18 protein-coding genes and 1 riboswitch are annotated in these 20,798 nt (G+C 65.9%); of the genes, 7 read left to right on the forward strand and 11 right to left on the reverse strand.

Features of this window, described 5'->3' with window-relative positions; translation table 11 throughout:
* The coding region (fadD11, locus tag ACFE99_RS10445) for a fatty acid--CoA ligase FadD11 (protein ID WP_375484927.1) at nucleotides 1–1,817 on the reverse strand (1,817 nt) is incomplete at its 3' end.
* Nucleotides 1,818–1,887: 70 nt separating this feature from the next.
* Here fadD11 and ACFE99_RS10450 point away from each other — a divergent pair.
* Complete coding sequence (locus ACFE99_RS10450; protein WP_375484929.1) at nucleotides 1,888–3,180, forward strand: amidohydrolase family protein; 1,293 nt, start codon at nucleotides 1,888–1,890, stop codon at nucleotides 3,178–3,180.
* On the opposite strand, the gene dnaE is transcribed toward ACFE99_RS10450, so the two are convergent.
* The 3 genes from dnaE to ACFE99_RS10465 all read right to left on the reverse strand — a co-directional run bounded on the left by dnaE (nucleotide 3,177) and on the right by ACFE99_RS10465 (nucleotide 8,593).
* Entirely contained in the window at nucleotides 3,177–6,707 is a 3,531-nt protein-coding gene (gene dnaE / locus ACFE99_RS10455; protein ID WP_375484931.1) for a DNA polymerase III subunit alpha, read from the reverse strand. The genes ACFE99_RS10450 and dnaE overlap by 4 nt on opposite strands.
* Before the next feature lie 67 nt (nucleotides 6,708–6,774).
* The gene (locus ACFE99_RS10460; RefSeq protein WP_375484933.1) at nucleotides 6,775–7,569 is read right to left on the reverse strand and encodes an SDR family NAD(P)-dependent oxidoreductase; all 795 of its coding nucleotides are present in this window, start codon (nucleotides 7,567–7,569) and stop codon (nucleotides 6,775–6,777) included.
* A 7-nt stretch (nucleotides 7,570–7,576) separates the two neighbouring features.
* Nucleotides 7,577–8,593, reverse strand: a complete 1,017-nt coding sequence (locus ACFE99_RS10465; RefSeq protein ID WP_375484935.1) for an SDR family NAD(P)-dependent oxidoreductase — start codon at nucleotides 8,591–8,593, stop codon at nucleotides 7,577–7,579.
* A gap of 158 nt (nucleotides 8,594–8,751) precedes the next feature.
* On the opposite strand from ACFE99_RS10465, the gene ACFE99_RS10470 reads away from it, so the two are divergent.
* Together ACFE99_RS10470 and ACFE99_RS10475 are read left to right on the forward strand one after the other, a co-directional pair.
* Entirely contained in the window at nucleotides 8,752–9,159 is a 408-nt protein-coding gene (locus ACFE99_RS10470) for a group 1 truncated hemoglobin (protein ID WP_375484937.1), read from the forward strand.
* A gap of 52 nt (nucleotides 9,160–9,211) precedes the next feature.
* Nucleotides 9,212–9,337, forward strand: a complete 126-nt coding sequence (locus tag ACFE99_RS10475; RefSeq protein ID WP_375484939.1) for a hypothetical protein — start codon at nucleotides 9,212–9,214, stop codon at nucleotides 9,335–9,337.
* Here ACFE99_RS10475 and ACFE99_RS10480 read toward each other — a convergent pair whose 3' ends face one another.
* Together ACFE99_RS10480 and lspA are read right to left on the reverse strand one after the other, a co-directional pair.
* On the reverse strand, nucleotides 9,338–10,249 hold the full coding sequence (locus ACFE99_RS10480) for an RluA family pseudouridine synthase (protein WP_375484959.1): 912 nt from the start codon (nucleotides 10,247–10,249) through the stop codon (nucleotides 9,338–9,340).
* Between the two features lie 65 nt (nucleotides 10,250–10,314).
* Nucleotides 10,315–10,905, reverse strand: coding sequence for a signal peptidase II (gene lspA / locus ACFE99_RS10485; RefSeq protein ID WP_375484941.1), 591 nt, complete (start codon nucleotides 10,903–10,905; stop codon nucleotides 10,315–10,317).
* 17 nt (nucleotides 10,906–10,922) lie between these two features.
* Between lspA and ACFE99_RS10490 the strand changes: the two genes are divergently transcribed.
* Complete coding sequence (locus tag ACFE99_RS10490) at nucleotides 10,923–11,846, forward strand: asparaginase (protein ID WP_375484943.1); 924 nt, start codon at nucleotides 10,923–10,925, stop codon at nucleotides 11,844–11,846.
* Here the strand turns inward: ACFE99_RS10490 and ACFE99_RS10495 are convergent.
* Nucleotides 11,811–13,169: a DNA polymerase IV gene (locus tag ACFE99_RS10495; protein ID WP_375484961.1), complete on the reverse strand. Its 1,359-nt coding sequence runs from the start codon at nucleotides 13,167–13,169 to the stop codon at nucleotides 11,811–11,813. The genes ACFE99_RS10490 and ACFE99_RS10495 overlap by 36 nt on opposite strands.
* A gap of 49 nt (nucleotides 13,170–13,218) precedes the next feature.
* On the opposite strand from ACFE99_RS10495, the gene ACFE99_RS10500 reads away from it, so the two are divergent.
* Entirely contained in the window at nucleotides 13,219–13,791 is a 573-nt protein-coding gene (locus ACFE99_RS10500; RefSeq protein ID WP_375484945.1) for a class I SAM-dependent methyltransferase, read from the forward strand.
* Nucleotides 13,788–14,282 carry a hypothetical protein gene (locus ACFE99_RS10505; RefSeq protein WP_375484947.1) on the forward strand — a complete coding sequence of 165 codons (495 nt, stop codon included), beginning with the start codon at nucleotides 13,788–13,790 and terminating at the stop codon, nucleotides 14,280–14,282. Before ACFE99_RS10500 ends, ACFE99_RS10505 begins: the two co-directional genes overlap by 4 nt.
* Here ACFE99_RS10505 and ileS read toward each other — a convergent pair.
* Nucleotides 14,272–17,382, reverse strand: a complete 3,111-nt coding sequence (ileS, locus tag ACFE99_RS10510; protein ID WP_375484949.1) for an isoleucine--tRNA ligase — start codon at nucleotides 17,380–17,382, stop codon at nucleotides 14,272–14,274. The genes ACFE99_RS10505 and ileS overlap by 11 nt on opposite strands.
* 230 nt (nucleotides 17,383–17,612) lie before the next feature.
* Nucleotides 17,613–17,987: an amino acid-binding protein gene (locus tag ACFE99_RS10515; RefSeq protein ID WP_375484951.1), complete on the reverse strand. Its 375-nt coding sequence runs from the start codon at nucleotides 17,985–17,987 to the stop codon at nucleotides 17,613–17,615.
* A 75-nt stretch (nucleotides 17,988–18,062) separates the two neighbouring features.
* Between ACFE99_RS10515 and ACFE99_RS10520 the strand changes: the two genes are divergently transcribed.
* Nucleotides 18,063–18,827 (forward strand): lipase family protein, encoded by a 765-nt coding sequence (locus ACFE99_RS10520; RefSeq protein WP_375484953.1) that lies wholly within the window; start codon nucleotides 18,063–18,065, stop codon nucleotides 18,825–18,827.
* A gap of 165 nt (nucleotides 18,828–18,992) precedes the next feature.
* Here the strand turns inward: ACFE99_RS10520 and ACFE99_RS10525 are convergent, their stop codons facing one another.
* Nucleotides 18,993–19,235, reverse strand: coding sequence for an Rv1535 family protein (locus ACFE99_RS10525; protein ID WP_375484955.1), 243 nt, complete (start codon nucleotides 19,233–19,235; stop codon nucleotides 18,993–18,995).
* 280 nt (nucleotides 19,236–19,515) lie between these two features.
* Nucleotides 19,516–19,685: riboswitch (M-box (ykoK) riboswitch) on the reverse strand.
* Nucleotides 19,686–19,787: 102 nt separating this feature from the next.
* Nucleotides 19,788–20,798 (reverse strand): flavin-containing monooxygenase (locus ACFE99_RS10530; RefSeq protein ID WP_375484957.1); only part of this gene is annotated, 1,011 nt, incomplete at its 5' end.

A 20,798-nucleotide genomic window follows, 5' to 3' on the forward strand; every position in this document is an offset into this window, starting at 1 on the left:
TGCCCCGCCGGCGCGGCGGCGGGTTCGTGGACGTCCGGCCCCGGCTGGTCTGCGTATAGCTGCTCGATCTCGGCGGCGTATTTCGCGGCGATCGGCCGGCGCTTGAGCTTCATCGTCAGCGTCATCTCCTCACCGCCGGCCTCCCAGAGCGTGGGCAGTACGCGGAACCGTTTGATTTGCTCGACCCGCGACAATTTGGCATTGCCTTCGGCGACCCCGGCGGCAATCCGGGCGATCACGTCTGGGTGGGCTGCCAGGGCCGCCGCCGAGGCGTCCGACAGTCCGTGCTGGGCCGCGAGCGGCCCTACCGAGTCGGCGTCGAAGACCAGCAGCGCGGTGTTGTAGGGCCGCCCGTCGCCGATGGTGACCATCGCGCCGATCATCGGACACGCGGCCAGGATGGCGTTCTCGATGTTGGCCGGCGACATGTTCTTGCCGGCCGCGTTGATGATCAGCTCCTTCTTGCGGTCGACCACCCGCAGGTAGCCGTCGGGGTCCATTTCGAGGATGTCGCCGGTGTGCAGCCAGCCGTCGGCGTCGATCGCCTCGGCCGTCTTCGCCGGCTCCTTGCGGTAACCCTTCATTACCAGCGGGCCGCGCACCAAAAACTCGCCGTCGTCGGCGACCTTGCCCTCCAGCCCGGGCAACAGCTTGCCAACCGTCCCGAGCTTGGCGTCGTGCGGATGGCTGACGCTGGCCACGCAACTCAGCTCCGACATCCCCCACACCTCGCAGATCGGGATGCCGATGCCGGCGAAGAAAGCGAGCGTCTCTTTCGGAATCGGCGCAGCACCCGACGCCGCCCACCGCAGCTCACCGAAGCCGAGCCGCTCCCGGAGCTTTGAGAGCACGAGCTCGTCGGCCTTGGCCCATTCGGAGGCCAGCTCCTGCGACATCGGCTCCGCAGCTAGCATCGCCGCGGCGCGCTTCGCGGCCACCGACATGCCCCATTGCAACGCTTGCCGCTTGGCCTCGTCCTGCTCATGCAGGACCGCGAATTCTATTGCTGCCTTGAGCCTTTCCCATACCCGCGGCACCGCACCCCAGATCGTGGGCCGAGTGTCGGGCAGCGCCGCCGCGATCGCCTTGGTATCCGACACCACGGTGATCTGGGTGCCGAACACCTCTTGGTTGTACAAGCACATCATCCGGTCGGCGATGTGGGCCGAGGGCAGGAAGGACGTGATCCGGTCACCGAATCGCACGCCGAGAACAGCTTGGAGCGCAGACGCCTCGAAAATCAGGTTGGCGTGCGTCATTTCCACTCCCTTGGGATTGCCCGTCGTGCCAGACGTGTAGATGAGGGTGATGACGTCGTCGGGTTGCACTGCACGCCAGGAGGATTCGAAATCGAACTCAGGGGAGCCGGCGCTGTACAGGTCGTCCAACGACAGGGTGCCCTCCGGTGAGCCGTCGATGCAGACAATGTGCTCGAGCTGAGCGCCGCTGGCTCGGATGCGGTCGACATATTGCTCCTCGCACATCACCAGCTTGGTGCCGGCGTTGTCGAACAGGTAAGTCAGTTGCTCGGCGGGCAGCGTGTTGTATACCGAGAATGACGTCGCCCCGACGTGCTGCGCGCCGACTTCCAGCGGGTAGAACTCGATCCGGTTCGCCATCATCAGCGACACGGTGTCGCCGCGCCGTACGCCCAACCCCGCCAGGCCGGCTGAGACGCGCCGTACCTGGGCCGCGTAGTCCCGCCAGGTCAAGGTCTGGGTGTCGCCGGGTGTGCGCAGCGCGACGGCATCCGGATCGATCGCGGCGGTGCGCTGAAACGCCTCGCACATGGTGGTTGGGCGCTCGGATGTGGACATCTCGGTTTCTCCTTCGTCGCTACCCCGATCAGAGCACAGACCCGGCCAGCGTAAGAGTAGGTTCGCCGACATGACGCCGACGCTGATCACCGGTGCTGACGTGTGGGATGGGCTCGCCGAGGCGCCGGCGCCGCGGCAGGTGTTGGTGGCCGACAGCCGGATCCAGCGCATCGGTGTCGCGCTCGAGCCGCCGGCAGATGCGCAGGTGATCGATCTGCCGGGACACACGCTGACCCCGGGCTTCATCGACTGCCATGTGCACGTGACATTGGCCCCGCCGCTCGGTCCTGCGGTGGCCATCGCCTCCAGCGTCGCCAAGGCGTTGAGGTCGCTGCCGGTGCTGCGGACGCTGCTGATGAACGGGTTCACCACCGTGCGCGACTTGGCGTGCGTGGACGTCGACTACCCGACCATCGACCTGCGCGACGCAGTCGCGGCTGGCATCGTGGTGGGCCCGCGGATGGTGGTGGCGCCGCACATGATTTCCGCGCGCGGCGGGCACGGCGACTTCAGCGGCATGGTCGCCGATGAATATCACGGCCCTTCGCGGCCAATGGAATTGGCGGCGGCCGACGGGTGCGACGAGATCCGAACCAGGGTCAGACAGGAGATCCGCGCGGGCGCCGACTGGATCAAGTTCGCCGCCACCGGGGGCTTCGCCTCGCCGTCTGACGATCCGGGCCAGGCGACGTACAGCCAGCAGGAGATGGATGTTTTGGTCGCGACGGCCACCGATCTGGGCGTGCCAGTGACTCCGCACAGCTACGGCGACGAAGGCATCCGACGCGCCGTGCGCGCCGGGGTGCGCAGCATCGAACACGGCAACCTGGCCTCGGCGGAGACATTGCGGCTGATGGCATACGCCGGGGTGTTGCTGGTGCCGACGCAGTACGCGATCCTCTCCGGTGCACAGCGCGGCGATGACGACCCGATGTGGGCGGTCATGCCCGAGTATGCCAAGCGCAAAGCCCGCAAGTACCGGGGCGCGTTGTTGGACGCTGCAGAAAGGGTCGCCGCAAGCAATGTGCGCATCGCGTTCGGGACCGACGCCGGCATGTTCCCGCACGACGAAAACTGGCGCGAGTTCCCGACAATGGTGTCGACCGGCATCAGCCCGCTGCGCGCCTTGCAGGCTGCCACCAGCGTGGCGGCCGAGCTGCTTGCGTTCGACGACCTCGGGGTGATCGCCGAAGGCAGGATCGCCGATTTGATCGCCATGCCGGGTGATCCGTTCACCGATATCGGGGTCACCGGCCAGGTCGACTTCGTCATGAAAGAAGGGGTTGTCTATAAGCGCCCGGTGAGCACCTTGCCGCCCGGCGTCCGGATTGAAAGCACGACCGCCGGATCAGCCACCAGCTAACCGCCCAGGCAGCCCGGGCCCAGCAGCGCCTTGAGGTCGCCCATCAGCGCCGGGGACGGCGTTACCCGCAGCGAGGCGTCCAGCTCCAAGGTAGTGACCCGCTCTCCGCTGACCAGTCGCAGATGCACCTGTGAGGTTCCGGGGTGGCGGACCAGCACCTGCTTGAGCGCGGTCACTTTGTCGATGGTGCACTGGCGGGTGGGCAGGCTGACCGCCAGCGGCCGGTTCGGCTGTACACTCGAGAAGTCCGGGACCACAAGGTCATTGGCGATTAGGCAGATGCGGTCGTCGGAGATCTTCACCCGCGCATTGACCAGCACCACGGCGTCGTCGACGATCTCGGCGCCATACGTGGAGTAGGTGTGCGGGAAGAACATCACCTCGATGCCGCCGGTGAGGTCTTCCAATTGCGCTGAGGCCCATGGCATCCCGTTCTTATTCACCCGCCTGTTCACCGACGCGAGAATGCCGCCGACCTTGACCGGGGCCTCGTTGGGGACGTCGCCGTCGAGAATTGCCGGGATGGCGGTGTCGACCTGGGTGGCCAGCAAGTGCGCCACACCGTTGAGCGGATGCCCGGAAACGTACAGCCCCAGCATTTCGCGCTCCAGCGCCAGCTTGTGCTTGTCGTCCCACTCTTCGTCGGGAATCTTGACGGAAAACACCCCGTCGGTGGCGGTATCGGTGCCGCCGAACAGGTCGAATTGCCCCATCACCTCGGCCTTCTTGGTGCCCAGCACTGAGTCGACGGCATCGGTGTGCACCAAGAACAGGCCCTTGCGGGGGTGGCCCAGCGAATCGAACGCGCCGGCTTTGATCAGCGACTCGGTGACCTTCTTGTTGCAGGCCGCGATGTCGATCTTGTTCAGGTAGTCGGAGAAGTCGGTGAACTTGCCCTTGTCAGTGCGGGTAGTGAGCAGCGAGGCAACGACATTCGCGCCCACGTTGCGTACCGCGCCGAGCCCGTAGCGGATGTCGGTGCCCACCGAGGCGAAGTTCAGGCCCGACTCGTTGACGTCCGGCGGCAGCACAGTGATGCCCAGCTTGCGGCAATCGGCCAGATACACCGCGGCCTTGTCCTTGTCGTCGCCAACCGAGGTGAGCAGCCCGGCCATGTATTCGGCGGGGTAGTTGGCCTTCAGGTAGGCCGTCCAGTAAGACACCATCGCATAGCCGGCCGCGTGCGATTTGTTGAACGCGTAGTCGGCGAACGGCAAGATGGTGTCCCACAGCGCCTTGACGGCTCCGTCCGAGAATCCGTTGGACTTCATTCCGGCTGAGAAGCCCTCGTACTCCTTGGCGAGGACCTCTCGTTTCTTCTTGCCCATGGCTTTTCGCAGAATGTCAGCTCGCGCCAAAGAGTAACCGGCGACCTTCTGCGCGATCCGCATGATCTGCTCTTGATAGACGATCAAGCCGTAGGTCTCGGCAAGAATCTCTTGCAGCGGCTGGGCCAGTTCGGGGTGGATCGGCTTGATGGGCTGGCGGCCGTTTTTGCGGTCGGCGTACTCGTTGTGGGCGTTCATGCCCATCGGCCCGGGCCGGTAGAGCGCGATCACCGCGACGACGTCTTCGAATTCGGTGGGCTGCATGCGGCGCAGCAGATCGCGCATGGGACCGCCGTCGAGCTGGAACACGCCTAGTGTGTCACCGCGGCCGAGCAATTCGTAGGTGGCCGGGTCGTCGAGCGGCACCGATTCCAGGTCGACGTCGATTCCCCTGTTGGCCTTGATGTTCTCGATCGCGTCGCCGATGATCGTCAGGTTGCGCAGGCCCAGGAAATCCATCTTCAGCAGACCGATTTCCTCGCACGCCGGGTAGTCCCAGCCGGTGATGATGGCGCCATCTTGCGGCCGCTTCCACAGCGGGATCGAGTCGGTGAGCGGTTCGCTGCTCATGATCACCGCGCAGGCGTGCACGCCGGCGTTGCGGATCAGACCTTCCAGGCCCCGGGCGGTCTCGTAGATGGTGCGCACGTCGGGGTCGGTATCGATCAGGCCGCGCACCTCGGCGGCTTCCTTGTAGCGCTCGTGGTTGGGATCGGTGATCCCGGACAGCGGAATGTCTTTGGCCATGATCGGCGGGGGCAGTGCCTTGGTGATCCGGTCGGCGATCGCAAAACCCGGCTGCCCATAGTGGATACGCGCCGAATCCTTCAGCGCCGCTTTGGTTTTGATGGTGCCGAAGGTGATGACCTGCGCCACCCGGTCATGTCCCCACTTGTCGGCAGCGTAGCGCACCATCTCGCCGCGGCGGCGGTCGTCGAAGTCGATGTCGATGTCGGGCATCGACGTGCGTTCGGGGTTGAGGAACCGCTCGAACAGCAGACCGTGCGGAATCGGGTCGATGTCGGTGATGCCCAACGCGTAAGCGACCAGCGACCCGGCCGCCGATCCCCGTCCCGGGCCGACCCGGATGTTCACCGACCGCGCGTAGTTGACCAGGTCAGCCACGATCAAGAAGTACGACGGAAAACCCTTGGCGCAGATGACCTCGATCTCATAGGCGGCACGCTCGGCATACCCCGGCGGTATTCCGTGCGGGAACCGCCGGGCTAGCCCGGCTTCGACCTGGTGCCGCAACCACGAGGCCTGGTCGTGCCCGTCGGGGACCGGGAACACCGGCATCCGGTTGCGCGGTGTCCACACCTCGGCGTAGGAGCCCACCCGCTCGGCGATCAACAGCGTGGTGTCGCAGGCGCCGGGAACCTCGTCGTCCCAGATCGCCCGCATCTCGGCGGCCGGCTTCAGGTAGTAGCCGTCGCCTTCGAACTTGAACCGGGTCGGGTCCGACAGGGTCTTACCGGTCTGCACGCACAGCAGCGCCTCGTGGTTGTGGGCGGCGTCGCGGGTGACGTAGTGACAGTCGTTGGTCGCCAGCGGCGCGATGCCGAGCTTGCGGCCAAGCTCGAGCAACCCGTCGCGAACCCGGCGCTCGATGGCCAGGCCGTGGTCCATCAGCTCCAGGAAGTAGTTGTCGGGCCCGAAGATCTCGCGCCACCTGGCGGCCGACTCCAGCGCCTCGCGGTGCTGGCCGAGCCGAAGCCGGGTCTGCACTTCGCCGGAGGGGCAGCCGGTGGTCGCAATGATGCCGCTTGCGTGCTCGGCGATCAGCTCGGCGTCCATCCGCGACCATTTGCCCAACTGGCCCTCGAAGGACGCCAGCGACGTCAGCTTGAACAGGTTGCGCAACCCGGTCGCGTTCTCGGCGACCATGGTCAGGTGGGTGTAGGACCCGCTACCTGACACGTCGTCGCTCTTCTGCGCGGGATCGCCCCAGAAGACGCGGCGGGATTCGAACCGTGAGCCGGGCGCGACGTACGCCTCCACCCCGATGATCGGCTTGATCCCGGCGTCTGTGCAGGCGTTGTAGAACTCGCTGGCGCCAAACATGTTTCCGTGGTCGGTCATCCCGATGGCCGACATCTCCAGGCGCTGCGCCTCGGCCAGCATCGGGCTGATCTTCGCAGCACCGTCCAGCATCGAGTACTCGGTGTGGTTATGCAGGTGCACGAAGGAGCCAGTCATCAGGTCGCCAGTCTATGGCCGCCCACCGACATGGGTTCGGCGTGTCGCTTTGGAGTGTCGTCGTGGCTTACGAGGGCCTCAGGCCGGTGCCGATCCGCAGGGCCGGCAGCAGCACGCTACGCGGCGCGAATCGCCCGCCGACGCCGACAACCTTGGGCACCAGTCCGGGAATGACGCTGCGCTTGCCGTCGAGCATCCCCGCGATCGCGGCTTCGGCGACCTCGTGGGGGGACACCTGCGCGACGCTGATGCTCCACTGCTGGGCATCGGCGATATCGGCCCACTCGGTCGGCACGGGTCCCGGGCACAGCACGGTGCAGGACACCCCGGTTCCGTGCAACTCCTCGTGCACCGCTTCGGAGAACGTTTGCACGAAGGCCTTGGTGGCCGAGTAGACCGCCATGCCTGGGATCGGCTGAAAGCCGGCGAGCGAGGCGATGTTGAGCACCGCGCCGGCGCCGCGGTCGATCATGCCCGGCAGGGCGGCGTGGGTGAGCTCCATCAAGGTCAGCGCGTTGAGGGTGACTTCCTCGCTTTCCCGTTCGAGCGGCAGCGTGTGGAACGGGCCGCTGGTGCCGAAGCCGGCGCTGTTGCACAAGCCGGCGATCGTCTCGTCGCGCATGCGGTCGGCCAACTCTTCCCGGGCCTTCTTTTTGGCCAGGTCGAGCGGCATGACGTCGACGGCTACCGAGTGCTTGTCGGTCAGGTCTGCGGCGAGCTCGTCGAGGCGTTCGCGGCGGCGCGCGACCAGCACGAGCGGATAGCCGAGGCGGGCCAGCCCGCGCGCCACCTCGGTGCCGATGCCCGAGGACGCGCGGGTCACGACGACGGGTGTCTGCTTGGTCGGTTTCGGAAGGCTCATGATCGTCTCACCAGTGGATTCCGCGGGTGGCCCGCACGAAGGCTTCGCTTCGTTTGTCGAATTTCGAGCCATCCTCGGCGGATTCTTTTCCTTGTGCTGCCGATGAGTCGTCGAACATGTTGAATGCGCGGTTGCGCACGAAATCCATCACCATCGGGTTTACGGCGTCGGCCACCGCGGCGAATTGACCGAACGGTGAGCCGACCCGGCGCGGCCGGTGCACTATCGCGTCGGCGAGCACACCGGCCGCCTGATCCGGCGTCAGCGTCGGGAATCGCTCATACATGGTGGTGGGCTTGATCATCGGCGTTCGCACCAGTGCCATGTGGACGGTGGTGAAACGCACGTTGTCGCCGACTGTTTCGGCCTGCAGCGAGTCGCATAGCGTGTCGAGTGCGGCCTTGCTGGCAATGTAGGCGCCGAAACGCGGCGCGCGGGTCTGCACCCCTGCCGAGGACAGGTTGATGATGTGTCCAAAGTGCCGTTCCCGCATACCAGGGATGAACTTGAGGATAAGTTGCACCGCGCCAAGGTAATTCAGCTGCATCGTCCGCTGGTAGTCGTGAATCCGGTCGTAGGACAACGCCAGTGAGCGCCGAATTGACTTGCCCGCGTTGTTGATCAAGATGTCGACGCGCCCGAGGTCGGCGAGCACCTGGTCGGCCATTTCAGCGATCGCGTCCATGTCGACCAGATCGCAGGGGTAGACGTGAGCGGTGCCGCCCTTGCCGCGGATTTCGTCGGCGACCTTCTCCAAGTTCTCCCGGGTGCGCGCCACCAGCACCACTTCGCCGCCGGCGTCGGCGATTTTCTTCGCGGTCGCCTCTCCGATGCCCGAGGAGCCGCCGGTGATGAGGGTGATTTTGCGGTCGACGGCGTCGTCCAGTGTGCGGCCCTGGACCGCTTCGAGCAGGTTGCGCAGATAAAACGGTCGATACCGGCCCGCCGAATTGGGGGTGTTGATGATGTTTGACACCGCCGCGATCGGCTTTTCGACGAGGCTGGTGAGGTCACCGAGGTTCATGGTAGGTCGCTCCTGACGATGTTCGGCCGTACTGTCTGTGCTCGGGGTTACCCAAACGTCGGCTCGGTGAGTCACCAGCAATCGGCTTGTTACGTCGAGTAATCCCGCTGTGACGGCGTCCTAACGGATGGGCAATGCCTCAATGGTCCCCTGGGGACATGGGGATGCTGTCACGATTCCGTAAGCACAAGGCACTACCTATCTATGACCGGATCGGCGGCCATGAGGCGATCGAGGTCGTGGTCGAAGACTTCTATGCGCGGGTGCTGGCCGATGAACAACTCGCGGGCTTCTTCGCCGGTACGAACATGAACCGGCTGAAAGGCAAGCAGGCCGAGTTCATCGCCGCCGCGTTGGGCGGGCCGGAGCCCTACACCGGCGCGCCGATGAAGCAAGTGCACCAGGGCCGCGGGATCACCATGCATCACTTCAACCTGGTGGCCGGTCATTTGTCCGATTCGCTGTCCGCTGCCGGGGTCCCCGACGAGACGGTGGCGGAAATACTTGCGGTGGTGGCGCCGCTGGCAGGCGAGATCGCATCGGACGCCGAGGCGGCACGCGTCTGAGCAAGCCGTCGCATCTGCCACATCAGCCTTCGCACAGGAAAGCACCATCGTGGTGCCCGCCTTGACGGTCGACCGCTATCGGGAGGGGCTGCGCGAATTGCACGACCGCATCGCGGCCGATGGGCCTTTCGTCACCTACTCGACGCGAACGCTAGTCGATGCCCGCAAACCGGCGTGATCATCCCTCGGCCCGCAACACGTCCAGGGCGTGTTGCAGGTCTGGTGGATACGGGCTGACGATCTCCATCTGTCGCCCGTCGGCCGGATGGGCGAAAGACAGCGACCTCGCGTGCAGCCATTGACGTTCCAGTCCAAGCTTTTTGGCCAGCTTCGGGTCAGCGCCATAGATCAGGTCGCCGCAGCAGGGGTGATGTAGCGCAGCGAAGTGCACCCGGATCTGGTGCGTTCGCCCGGTTTCCAGGTGCACGTCCAGCAGGCTGGCCGCGACGAAGGCCTCGATCGTGTCGTAGTGCGTGAGGCTGTGCCGACCATGCTTGGTGACGGCGAACTTCCAGTCGTGGCTGCGATGCCGGCCGATCGGCGCATCGATGGTGCCGCTCGACGGGTCGGGATGTCCTTGCACCAGCGCGTGATAGCGCTTGTCGACGGTGCGCAGTTTGAATGCGCGCTTGAGCACCGTGTAGGCGCGGTCGGAGAGCGCCACCACCATCACTCCTGAGGTGCCGACGTCGAGGCGATGCACAATGCCTTGCCGCTCATGGATTCCGGATGTGGTGATCCGGAAGCCGGCGGCCGCCAGCCCACCGAGCACGCTCGGCCCAGTCCAGCCCACCGTGGCATGCGCCGCCACCCCGGGCGGCTTGTCCACCGCGACGATGTGGCCGTCGGAATACAGGATCGTCATGCCCTCGATGTGGACCGGTGTGTTTTCTACCGGCGCCGGCGCGTCGGGCAGCCGCACATGCAACAAGGCGCCGGGGGTCAGCCGGTCGGATTTGCCGGCCGGTACGCCGTCCAACTCCACACTGCCGTCTTCTGCCAGCGCCGCGGCCGCGGTGCGCGACAGCCCCAGCAAGCGCGCCAGCCCGGCGTCGACACGCATACCCGCCAATCCCTCCGGGACCGGCATCGAGCGGGCTTCTGTCAACGCCGGCTCCTCCTCATCGCTTCGCTCTGCATCGTCGCCGGTGGTCGTCAGCGTTCGTCGACCTCATGCCGTGTGTCGGAGAGGTCCTCGCGCGTGCGCCGGCCGACGGTGTCGAAGTCGAACCCGAACACCGACAGCGCGACCAGCAGGATCGCCCCGCCAACCACCGACGGGTCGGCGACGTTGAATACCGGCCACCAGCCGATCGACAGGAAGTCCACGACATGACCGCGCAGCGGGCCCGGTGACCGGAAGAACCGGTCGACGAGGTTGCCCATCGCTCCGCCCAGGATCATGCCCAGGCCAATAGCCCACCACGGCGACACCAGGCGGCGTCCCATCCAGAAAATGCCGATTACGACACCGGTCGCGATCACCGTCAACAGCCAGGTATATCCGGTCGCCATCGAAAACGCGGCACCGGAGTTGCGCACCAAAGTCCAGGTGACGGTGTCGCCGATGATTGACACCGGCTGCCCAGGGGTCAGCAGTTCGACGGCAAGCACCTTGGTGGCGATGTCGAGCACCAGCACGACCGCTGCCACGGAAAGCAGCAGACGCAGCCGTCGTGGCGGTGCGGCGGCATCAGCGTCTGCCGCCGGCGCCGGCTCGGCCGATCGCGTTGGTTCCTCAGACACATCCCTATCATCCCAGCATGAACCGACTCACCGTCATCACCACCGGCGGAACGATCGCTAACAGCACCGACACCGGCGGTGTGCGACGCCCGACCCGCAGCGGCGCCGATCTGACGGCCGGGCTGGACGTCGATGTCGTGGATCTGATGGCGCTCGACAGCTCGCAGCTGGTGCCCGCCGACTGGGATCGCATCCGTGACGCGGTCAAAACCGCCGCCGCGGGCGGCGCCGACGGTGTGGTCGTCACGCACGGTACCGACACACTCGAGGAAACGGCGCTGTGGCTGGATCTGACGTATGCCGGCCCCGCGCCGGTGGTGCTCACCGGCGCGCTGCGCAGTTCCGATGACCCTGATGCCGACGGTCCGGCCAACCTGCGGGACGCGCTGGCGCTGGCGGCCAGTGCGCAAGCGCGTGACCTGGGCGCACTGGTATGTTTCGCGGGTCGCGTGATGCAGCCGTTGGGCCTGTACAAGGTCGCCACCGGTGATGGTTTCGCCGGCGAGCTGCTCGGCAGCGTCGCCGATGCCGAAGTGGCCATAACCGGTTGCAAAACACGCCCCCACCTCGGCGACTTGAGCGCCGCCACGGCCCCGCGAGTAGACATCGTGGCGGCCTACCCCGGAAGTGACGCGGCGGCGCTAGACGCGTGCGTGGCCGCGGGCGCCCGCGGTGTGGTGCTGCAAGCGCTCGGTTCCGGCAATGCCGGAGCGGCGGTGATCGTCGGGGTGCGTCGCCATTGTCAGGACGGGATCGTGATCGCGGTGTCGACCCGCGTTGCAGGCGGGCGGGTCAGGCCGGGATACGGTCCGGGCCGCGAACTGGTCGATGCCGGCGCGGTGATGGTGCCCGGACTTCCCCCCAGTCAGGCCCGGGTACTGCTGATGGCCGCGCTGGCAGCGAAACTACCGATCGGCGACATCGTCGGCCGTCTGCTCTGACAACGCAGCCACATACTGCGGCCAGTCGAGGCTGTCCACCGGATTGGCGCGGGCGAGCTCGCTGCTGTCGACCGGGAATGTTCGCGCGGGGCCCGGTCCGGAGCCTCGGGTCTCGAAACGCACTGTGACGACGCCGTGTCCGGCGCCCTGAACCCAACCGTGCCCGAGCTCGGGGTGCTTGACGTCGTCGCCGATCCGCCAGGCCGCTGCGTGTGGCACCTCCGGGGATGTGTCGACTCGCTGGTCGGGTGCCGACATCTCGCCGAACAGCTCGAGGTCGGGGAACAGCGACTCCTGACGCAGTTCCGTCAAGCCCGAGAACCCGACGCCGAGTAGGCGAATCGGCCCGATCTCACGCGGATCCAGCAGCAGCCTCAGGGCCACCGCCACCAACGTGGCGGCATCGTTGGTGCCGTATGGCAGGGTGGCCGAGCGGGTCAGCGTGCTCATATCGGACTTCTTGAGTTTCACCGTGACGGTGCGGGCTCCCCGACCGTCGCGCAACAGCCGCCGATGCGCATGCTCAGCGATCGGACCGACGGCTTCCCGCAACTGCTCGAGGCTGGTCAGGTCGGCTGGGAAGGTCGACTCGGCGCTGATCTGCTTGGCTTCGGCGCGTTCGGCGACCGGGCGCTCGTCGATGCCGCGGGCCAATCGGTGCAGGGCGGGTCCGATTGTTGCGCCCAGGATGTTGGCGACTTCAGCGTCGGTCAGCGCGGCCAGCTCTCCGATGGTTTCGATGCCGAGCCGGTGCAGCTTCTCTTCGGCGACCGGGCCGATGCCCCACAGCCGTCGCACCGGCAACCCCGCCAGCAGTGCCTGTTCGTCGGCCCGCCGGATCACCCGCACGCCATCGGGTTTGGCCAACCCGGATGCGATCTTGGCGATCTGCTTGCCTGAGCCGGCACCGACCGAGGCGATCAGGCCAGTCTGGTCGCGCACGCGGCCACGCAGGTCCTCGCAGAAGCGCTCCACATCGGACGCCGAGGCGCCGGCGAGTTCAGGCGGCTCTGCGAATCCCTCGTCGTAGGAAAGCTGTTCGACGACGGGCACGGCGTCGCGCACGGTGTCGAAGACCCGACGGCTGGCTACTCCGTACACCACACCGCGCGGCGGCAGTACCACCGCGTGGATGCCCACCAGCCGGCGCGCCTGGTGCATCGGCATCGCCGACCGAGCACCGAACACCCGCGCTTCGTAGCTGGCGCCGGCCACCACGCCCCGGCCACCGAGCCCGCCGACCAGCACCGGCCGGCCCAGCAGCGTCGGCCGAGTGAGCTGCTCGACGGAGGCGAAGAACGCATCCATGTCGAGGTGCAGCACCCAGCGGGAGTCCACAACCGCAGATGCTATTGCTATAACCTCGGCATACATGGCGATGAATCTGTGTCACCGGGTGTTCTGCAGCTCCAACCGCTGGGCCACGACTGTGGAGAATCAGCTGCTGCCGTGGGCGCTCTGCAACGTGGACCTCGGTGACAACGTGCTGGAAATCGGACCCGGCTACGGCGCGAACATCCGGGTGCTGATCGACAAAGCCGCCCGCTACACCGCGGTCGAGATCGACCAGACGATGGCTGACCGGTTACGTGCCGCCTACGGCGACCGGGCACAGATCATCCACGGCGACGGCACCGACACCGGTTTGCCCGCAGGCGAGTTCAGCGCCGTAGTGTGCTTCACGATGCTGCATCACATCCCCACCGCGCAGCTCCACGATCGCCTGTTCGCCGAGGCGTTTCGCGTGCTGCGGCCCGGCGGGGTGTTCGCGGGTAGCGACAGCGCGGCCTCGATTCCGTTCCGGATCTTGCATTTCCGCGACACCTGCAACCCGGTACATCCGCAAACGCTGCCGGAGCGCTTGCGCGCAGTGGGTTTTGGCGGTGTCCATGTCGACGCCCAGGGCGGCAGGCTGCGCTGGCGCGCGGTGAAGGGGGGCGGATGAGTCAGCAAGAGTCGACACTATGGTCGCGGCTGCGTCAGGAATGGCTGCAACGCCTCGAGTCCGACGAACGCTCGGCCGTGCTGGCTTGGGCGGCTTTCACCATCACTTTTACCGGGCTCAGGGCGCTTACCCACTGGATCCACGCCGGTCACGGCCCGTCCGGTGGCGGTGTCAAATTGGGCAGCAGGCATTTTCACCACTACAACCTTGGAATCGCCTTGCTGTCGGCCGTGGGCGCGGTGGGCCTGCGCGGGTCGGACGAACAACGGCGCCACCCCGTGGCGGCTGTCGCGTTCGGCGTGGCCAACGCGATGATCGTCGACGAGTTTGCCTTGCTGCTCGACCTCGAGGATGTCTACTGGAAGTCCGAGGGACGCGAGAGCGTCGACGTAGCGGTCGGTCTCATCGCCGCAGGCGGCACCGTGCTGGCCGGGATGCCGTTCTGGCCGTACGCGCGCCGCGCACTTCGATCACCCGAGGCTAGGCCTTAACGATCGCGACCCGCACGCCGTCGCCGATCTCTGCGGCCTTCGGCCCCGGATCGCCGAAGTCGAAACGGGTGGCCAGGATTTCGCGGGCGATGAGGTCGCGATGCGTCCGCGCCCATTCCTCGCGATCGGCAGGCACTGATAGCACCACGCTGATGCGGTCAGAGACGTCGAGCCCCGTCGACTTGCGCAGCTCTTGCAGCTCGCGGATGCGGTCTTTGGCCCAGCCTTCGGCCTCAAGCTCGGGCGTCACCGTGCCGTCCAGGACCACCAGCCCAGCGCCGTCGGGCAGCGCGGCGGTGAACTCCGGGTCGGCGGCCACCAGCCGCGAGCTGTACTCGTCAGGCTGCAGCACTGCCGGCCCCGCGGTCAGTGTGCCGTCCCGGTTGACGACGCCCTCCCCCGCCTTCACCGCCTTGATGGCGGCCTGCACGTCCTTGCCCAGCCGTGGTCCGGCCACCCGAGCGTTCACGGTGAGCTCGAAACGACCGTAACGGCCGATGTCGTCAGTCAGTTCGACCTTCTTGACGTTCAGCTCGTCGGCGACCAGATCGGCAAACGGCGCCAGGCGCTGTGGATCTTCAACAGCCACAGTCATTTTCGGCAGCGGCAGGCGCACCCGCAGCTTCTTGGCCTTGCGCAGCGACGACGCCGCCGAGCACACCTCGCGGACCTGGTCCATAGCCGCAACCAACTCGGCATCGGCCAACAGCGTGTCAGCCGACGGCCAGTCGGTCAGATGCACAGATCGCTCGCCGGTGATGGCGCGCCAGATCACCTCTGTGGTCAACGGCAACAGCGGCGCAGCCAGCCGAGCGGTGACCTCCAGCACGGTATGCAAAGTGTCGATGGCGTCGGCGTCTTCTTCCCAGAACCGTTGGCGTGAGCGCCGCACATACCAATTCGTCAAGGCCTCAGTGAACTGACGCAGCTGCTCGCACGCACCGGAGATGTCACAGACGTCCATCTCGGCAGTCAGGTCGTCCCGCAACGCGGCCAGCTTGGCCAAGATGTAGCGGTCCAGCACATGCGGCGAATCAGTGCGCCACACGCCGACTTTCGGTGCGTATAACGCCAGGAAGCCGTAGGCGTTCCAAAACGGCAGCATCACCTGGCGCACACCCTCGCGGATGCCGGGTTCGGTGACGATCAGGTTGCCGCCGCGCAGGATCGGCGAGGCCATCAAAAACCACCGCATGGCATCCGAGCCGTCGCGGTCGAACACCTCATTGACATCAGGATAGTTGCGCAGCGACTTGCTCATCTTCTGCCCGTCAGAACCCAGCACAATCCCATGCGCCACACAGGTTTTGAACGCGGGTCGGTCGAACAGCGCGGTGGCCAGCACGTGCAGGGTGTAGAACCATCCGCGGGTCTGCCCGATGTATTCGACGATGAAGTCGCCGGGGTAATGGCTGTCGAACCAGTCGCGGTTCTCGAACGGGTAGTGCACCTGCGCGTACGGCATCGATCCGGAGTCGAACCACACGTCGAAGACGTCAGGGATTCGCCGCATCATCGAACGTCCGCTGGGATCATCGGGGTTGGGCCGGACGAGTTCGTCGATGTACGGCCGGTGCAGATGGGCGGGCCGGACACCGAAGTCGCGTTGCAACTCGTCGAGGCTGCCGTAGACGTCGATCCGCGGATACGCGGGGTCGTCGGATACCCACACTGGGATCGGCGTGCCCCAGTAGCGGTTTCGGGATATCGACCAGTCGCGCGCGTTTCCCAGCCATTTGCCGAACTGGCCGTCTTTGACGTGCTCGGGATGCCAGGTGATCTGCTGGTTGAGCTCCACCATGCGGTCGCGGAATTCGGTGACTTTCACAAACCACGACGACACTGCCCGGTAGATCAGGGGGTTGCGGCAACGCCAGCAGTGCGGATAGGGGTGCTCGTAGGTCTCGTGCCGCAGCAGCACCGCGCCGTTGGCCGCCGCCGGGCCGGTGCCGTCTTTGAGATCCCGGATGATGTGCGGGTTGGCGTCGAACACGTGCTGGCCCTGGTAATCCGGGACGCTGGAGTCGAAGCGGCCCTTGCTGTCGACTGGGGTGACCGGCACGATGCCGGCCTTGTCCCCCGCGTCCTTGTCGTCCTCGCCGTAGGCCGGCGCCATGTGCACGATCCCGGTGCCGTCCTCGGTGGTCACAAACTCGCCTGCCAGCACCGCAAAAGCATTGGGCGAGTCCATGAAATATGGAAACGGCGGCAGATACCGCATACCCAGCAGATCCGCACCGCGATAACGGCCCAGCACCTCCGGCTCGTCGCCGAGCTCGCGCGCGTAGCCACCCAGCCGCGCTTCCGCCAGCACATAGCGCCGCTCCCCCGCCCGCACCTGCACATAGGCCACGTCGGGGTGGACGGCCACCGCCTGGTTGGACGGCAAGGTCCACGGCGTCGTGGTCCACACCAGCAGGTACGCGCCCGCTAATTGCCCGGTGGGGACCCGGAATCCGACCGTGATCGCGGGGTCCTGCCGGCTCTGGTAGACGTCGTCGTCCATCCGCAACTCGTGGTTGGACAACGGTGTTTCGTCACGCCAGCAATACGGCAGCACCCGGTAGCCCTCGTAAACCAGACCCTGGTCCCACAGCTGCTTGAACGCCCAGATCACCGACTCCATGTACGGCAGATCGAGCGTCTTGTAGTCGTTGTCGAAATCCACCCACCGGGCCTGGCGGGTGACGTAGGCCTGCCATTCGTCGGTGTAGCGCAACACCGATTCACGACAGGCCTCGTTGAACGCGGCGATTCCCATCGCGTCGATCTGCGACTTGTCGGTGATGCCGAGCTGGCGTTCGACCTCGAGTTCGGCGGGCAACCCGTGGGTGTCCCACCCGAAGCGGCGCTCCACCTTGTAGCCGCGCATGGTGCGATACCGCGGCACGATGTCTTTGACGTAGCCGGTGAGCAAATGCCCGTAATGCGGCAGGCCGTTGGCGAAGGGCGGGCCGTCGTAGAACACGTATTCGCGAGCGTCGGCGCGGCGCGCAATGCTGGCGCGGAAGGTGTCGTCGCGCGCCCAGTAGTCGAGGACCTCAAGCTCGGCCGCCGGGAAGTCGGGTGCCCCCGGTTTCGGATAGCTGTGATCGGTCACTGCGTCGTCTCCTGTGCCATTGTCAGGCCCGGGGACGACGCCGCGCATGATGCGCGAGCACCGCGGTACCACCCCGCTTGCCGCGCTGATGCGCGACCGCTCAATAACGGCTGTGACGGGCCTACCCGTTCGGTTCTACTGAGCCTGGTTGGCTGTTCTTCCGAAGGCTCCCCGGTGATAGCCGGATCGATGCCGTTGGGCTAATTCTACGGGCGGCGCCAAATCGGTATTCAGCCCAGTGCAGCCTTCGCGTCGGCCAGGTTGTCCGCGCCGAGCACCAAGCGGGTATGGGTGGCCAGGTAGGCCGTTTCCAAGTTGACCTTCGCGGTGCCGAGCTTGTGAATCGCCTCGGCAAGCGCGCCCGGACGGTCTTGTATGTCGAGAACGATGACTTCCTGCTCCTCGACGATCTTGATTCCGGCGTCGTGCAACGCTTCAAACGCGGGCGTGGCGTCGTGGACCAAGATGTGCACCTCGGACTGCCCGCCGCCGCTGCTCAATGCGCACAGGCCGGCGATGTTGACGCCCGCCTTACCGAGCACGTCGCCGACCCGGGCCAGCTCACCTGGCTCGTCGGCGAGATAGAGCGTCAGATCGGTCGCCATGGTGGTATTCAACGCTACTGCGAAAACCAGGCGAGTTCCGGCGATTGCAGCGGGCCACCTCTTACACTGCGGCGCGTGGCGTTCGACGCAGTATTGGCTCGCGACGTGGCTCTGCCGTTGTCGGTGGCCGCCTACACCGTGATGGACGGCAGTCCCCCTGCTCTGCCGACCGGGTTCGTGCAGACGGCACTGATCCGAGCCGACGGTGCATTACTCACCGCGACGACCGACCCCCATCCCGAGGTGGTGGCAATGACGAAGGACACCACCATCTTTGGTCTGATGGGCCACAACGCGGCCACTCACACCGCATTCGTGTCGTTTCGCGGCAGCGCGGATTTGGCCGACTGGCTCGCCGACTTCGACGCGGTCCCCACCGCATATGCTCCGGTCGCCGGGTTCGGACAAGTGGCAGCCGGCTTCTTAGACGTCTACGAGCTCGTCTGCGACAGCATCGCCGCGAATTTAGCGACCGCAACCGCCGATTGTGACCAGATCCTGATCACCGGACACAGCCTGGGCGCCGCGCTGAGCGTGCTCGCCGCCCCGGACATCTTCCGCAACATGCCGCCAAACACCATCGAGCCGCGACTCATCACCTTCGCCGGGCCGCGGGTCGGGTTCAATGACTTCGCGGCCGCTTTCAACGCCACCATCGAAAGCTGCTTTCGGCTGGTCAACTTCCTCGATATCGTGCCGCACGTACCGCCGGCACCCTATGTGCATGTCGGCGCTGAGATCGATGTCGACAGCGGCGGAGCGATCGACGTCGCCTGGCGCCACAGCCTCGCCGCTTACCGGCAAGGCCTTACCGCGCTGATACATAGTTCCTCTGCCTAGAATGCGACACGCCGATCATGGAGGCAACCAATGATGACCGGCGCGTCGCGTCCTAGCTGCTCAAACACAATGAAGCGAAAATGCAAGTTGCCAGGCGCTCGACCAAAGAGTCAGCGACCTGGCAACTAGCGGCCTGGGGAGGAGGAACGCTCGGCAGTCATCGGACTACCCCACCTCGAGCAGTCCCACTCGCCACAGTGCCGCGTACAGGTGACGCAGCGGAATGCTCAGCAAGCGAGCAGCCCCGGTGACCAACGGGTCTCCCTGGCCGAAGGGGTCAGCCTTGACGTCCCGCGAAACCTTCTTCGGTGCGGTGTCCTTCGGCGCACGCGCCACGGTCAGCTTCGGCGCTGCCGTCAGCCGGGGGCCCGGTGCGGTCACCACGTCGTCGTACAGAACAGCGGTCATGGTTGCCTCCTAGACGGAAATCAAGCGGTTTTTGTTGGGACTTGATGTTCCGTCCCGCTGGTTCCGAGCAGTTCCCTGCTCTTGGGCAACGCGCGCAGTCGAGCCGATTTCAGCTGGAGGCGGCGTGCCGGAGACCGGATCGGGACGAAACAGGACCCGGATATCGGTCCGGACTCTCACTGGAACTCATTCGTCCCTCACCTCCTCACAGCAACGCCAGGTGCGGATATCCGCACAATCCACGTGCACTGCAGGAGTACAGACCCGACGAATGTCGGTGACCGCACCCCTCTCGCTAGAGCTTCGACACCACACGGCGTGTCCGGTATCCCGGAAGCCACTTGGGCTCAACCCTTAAGCCGGGAAGAGCTGTCCTGACCCGGGGCGTCTCTCGACGTTCAGGGTCAGTGGCCTATGTCCGTGTAGCCGCCTCACCTAACGAGGTGCTTGCGCATCCGATAATGCAGGAATAACTTGATCAGGTCAATTTAATCCCAGCCAGCGTGTCAGTGAATTGACGGTTTCTTTACGTTAACGACACCTGAACAGGCCTTACACAAGGTCGTAATCTCCCAGGTCAGGACGGGTCATGACGTCCCGGAACCTGGTGAAACTCCACGGCCACACAGCCGGCAACCCGCGGTCGTCCAGATACCAGCTTCGGCAACCAGTCACCCACACCGTCTTCTCGGCCGCCTCCGCTCGCGCGGCCTCGAAGCGGGTCGTGACCTCGCAGCTGGCGCTGATCGCACGGTATTGGCCGTCGGCCAGTACCTCGATGAGCTGCATGACGTAGGCGAACTGCGCCTCGGCCACGTCGATCAGCGAGAAATTGCCAACCGGCCCGTTAGGCCCGTTGAGCATGAACAGGTTGGGAAAGCCCGGAACCGACACCGACAAGTAGGCGAACGGCCGCTGCGCCCACACGTCGTCGAGGCGCACCCCGTCGCGGCCCACCACCTCGATCGGACGCAGGAAGCGATCCACCCGAAACCCGGTGGCCAGCACCAGCACGTCAAGCCGGTGCAGTTCACCGCCGACGGTCCGGACACCCTCCGGCTCCACCCAGGCGATCGGCTCGGTGACCAGGCGGGCGTTGGGCCGCTGAATGGCCTGGTAGAAATTTGGCGAGATGATCAACCGCTTACAGCCGGCCCGGTAGTCCGGTCGCAGCTTCTCCCGCAGCACGGGATCGGCCACGTTGTCCTCGAGGTTGGCGCAGGCGGCCTGTTGCAGCTGCATCAGCGCGGGGGAGTCCGCGTCGACGACCGCGTTGGCGAAACTTTGGACAAACCCGGCGTTCAGTTCGGCGCGCAGCTTGGTCAGCAGCGACGGGTTGGCGCGGTAGCGGGCCCGGTCCGCCTCGTCGATGGGCGGATTTTGCACCGGCAGGATCCATTGCGGGGTGCGCTGGAACAGGCGCAGCTCGCCCACGGTGTCGGTGACGGCGCCGACGATCTGCACCGCCGACGAGCCGGTGCCTACCACGCCCAGCCGCGCGCCGGCCAGCGGCACGGTGTGGTCCCACCGGCAGCTGTGGAACACGCGAGGTCGTTGGGGCGC

The organism is uncultured Mycobacterium sp., assembly GCF_964249325.1.
GTDB lineage: Bacteria > Actinomycetota > Actinomycetes > Mycobacteriales > Mycobacteriaceae > Mycobacterium.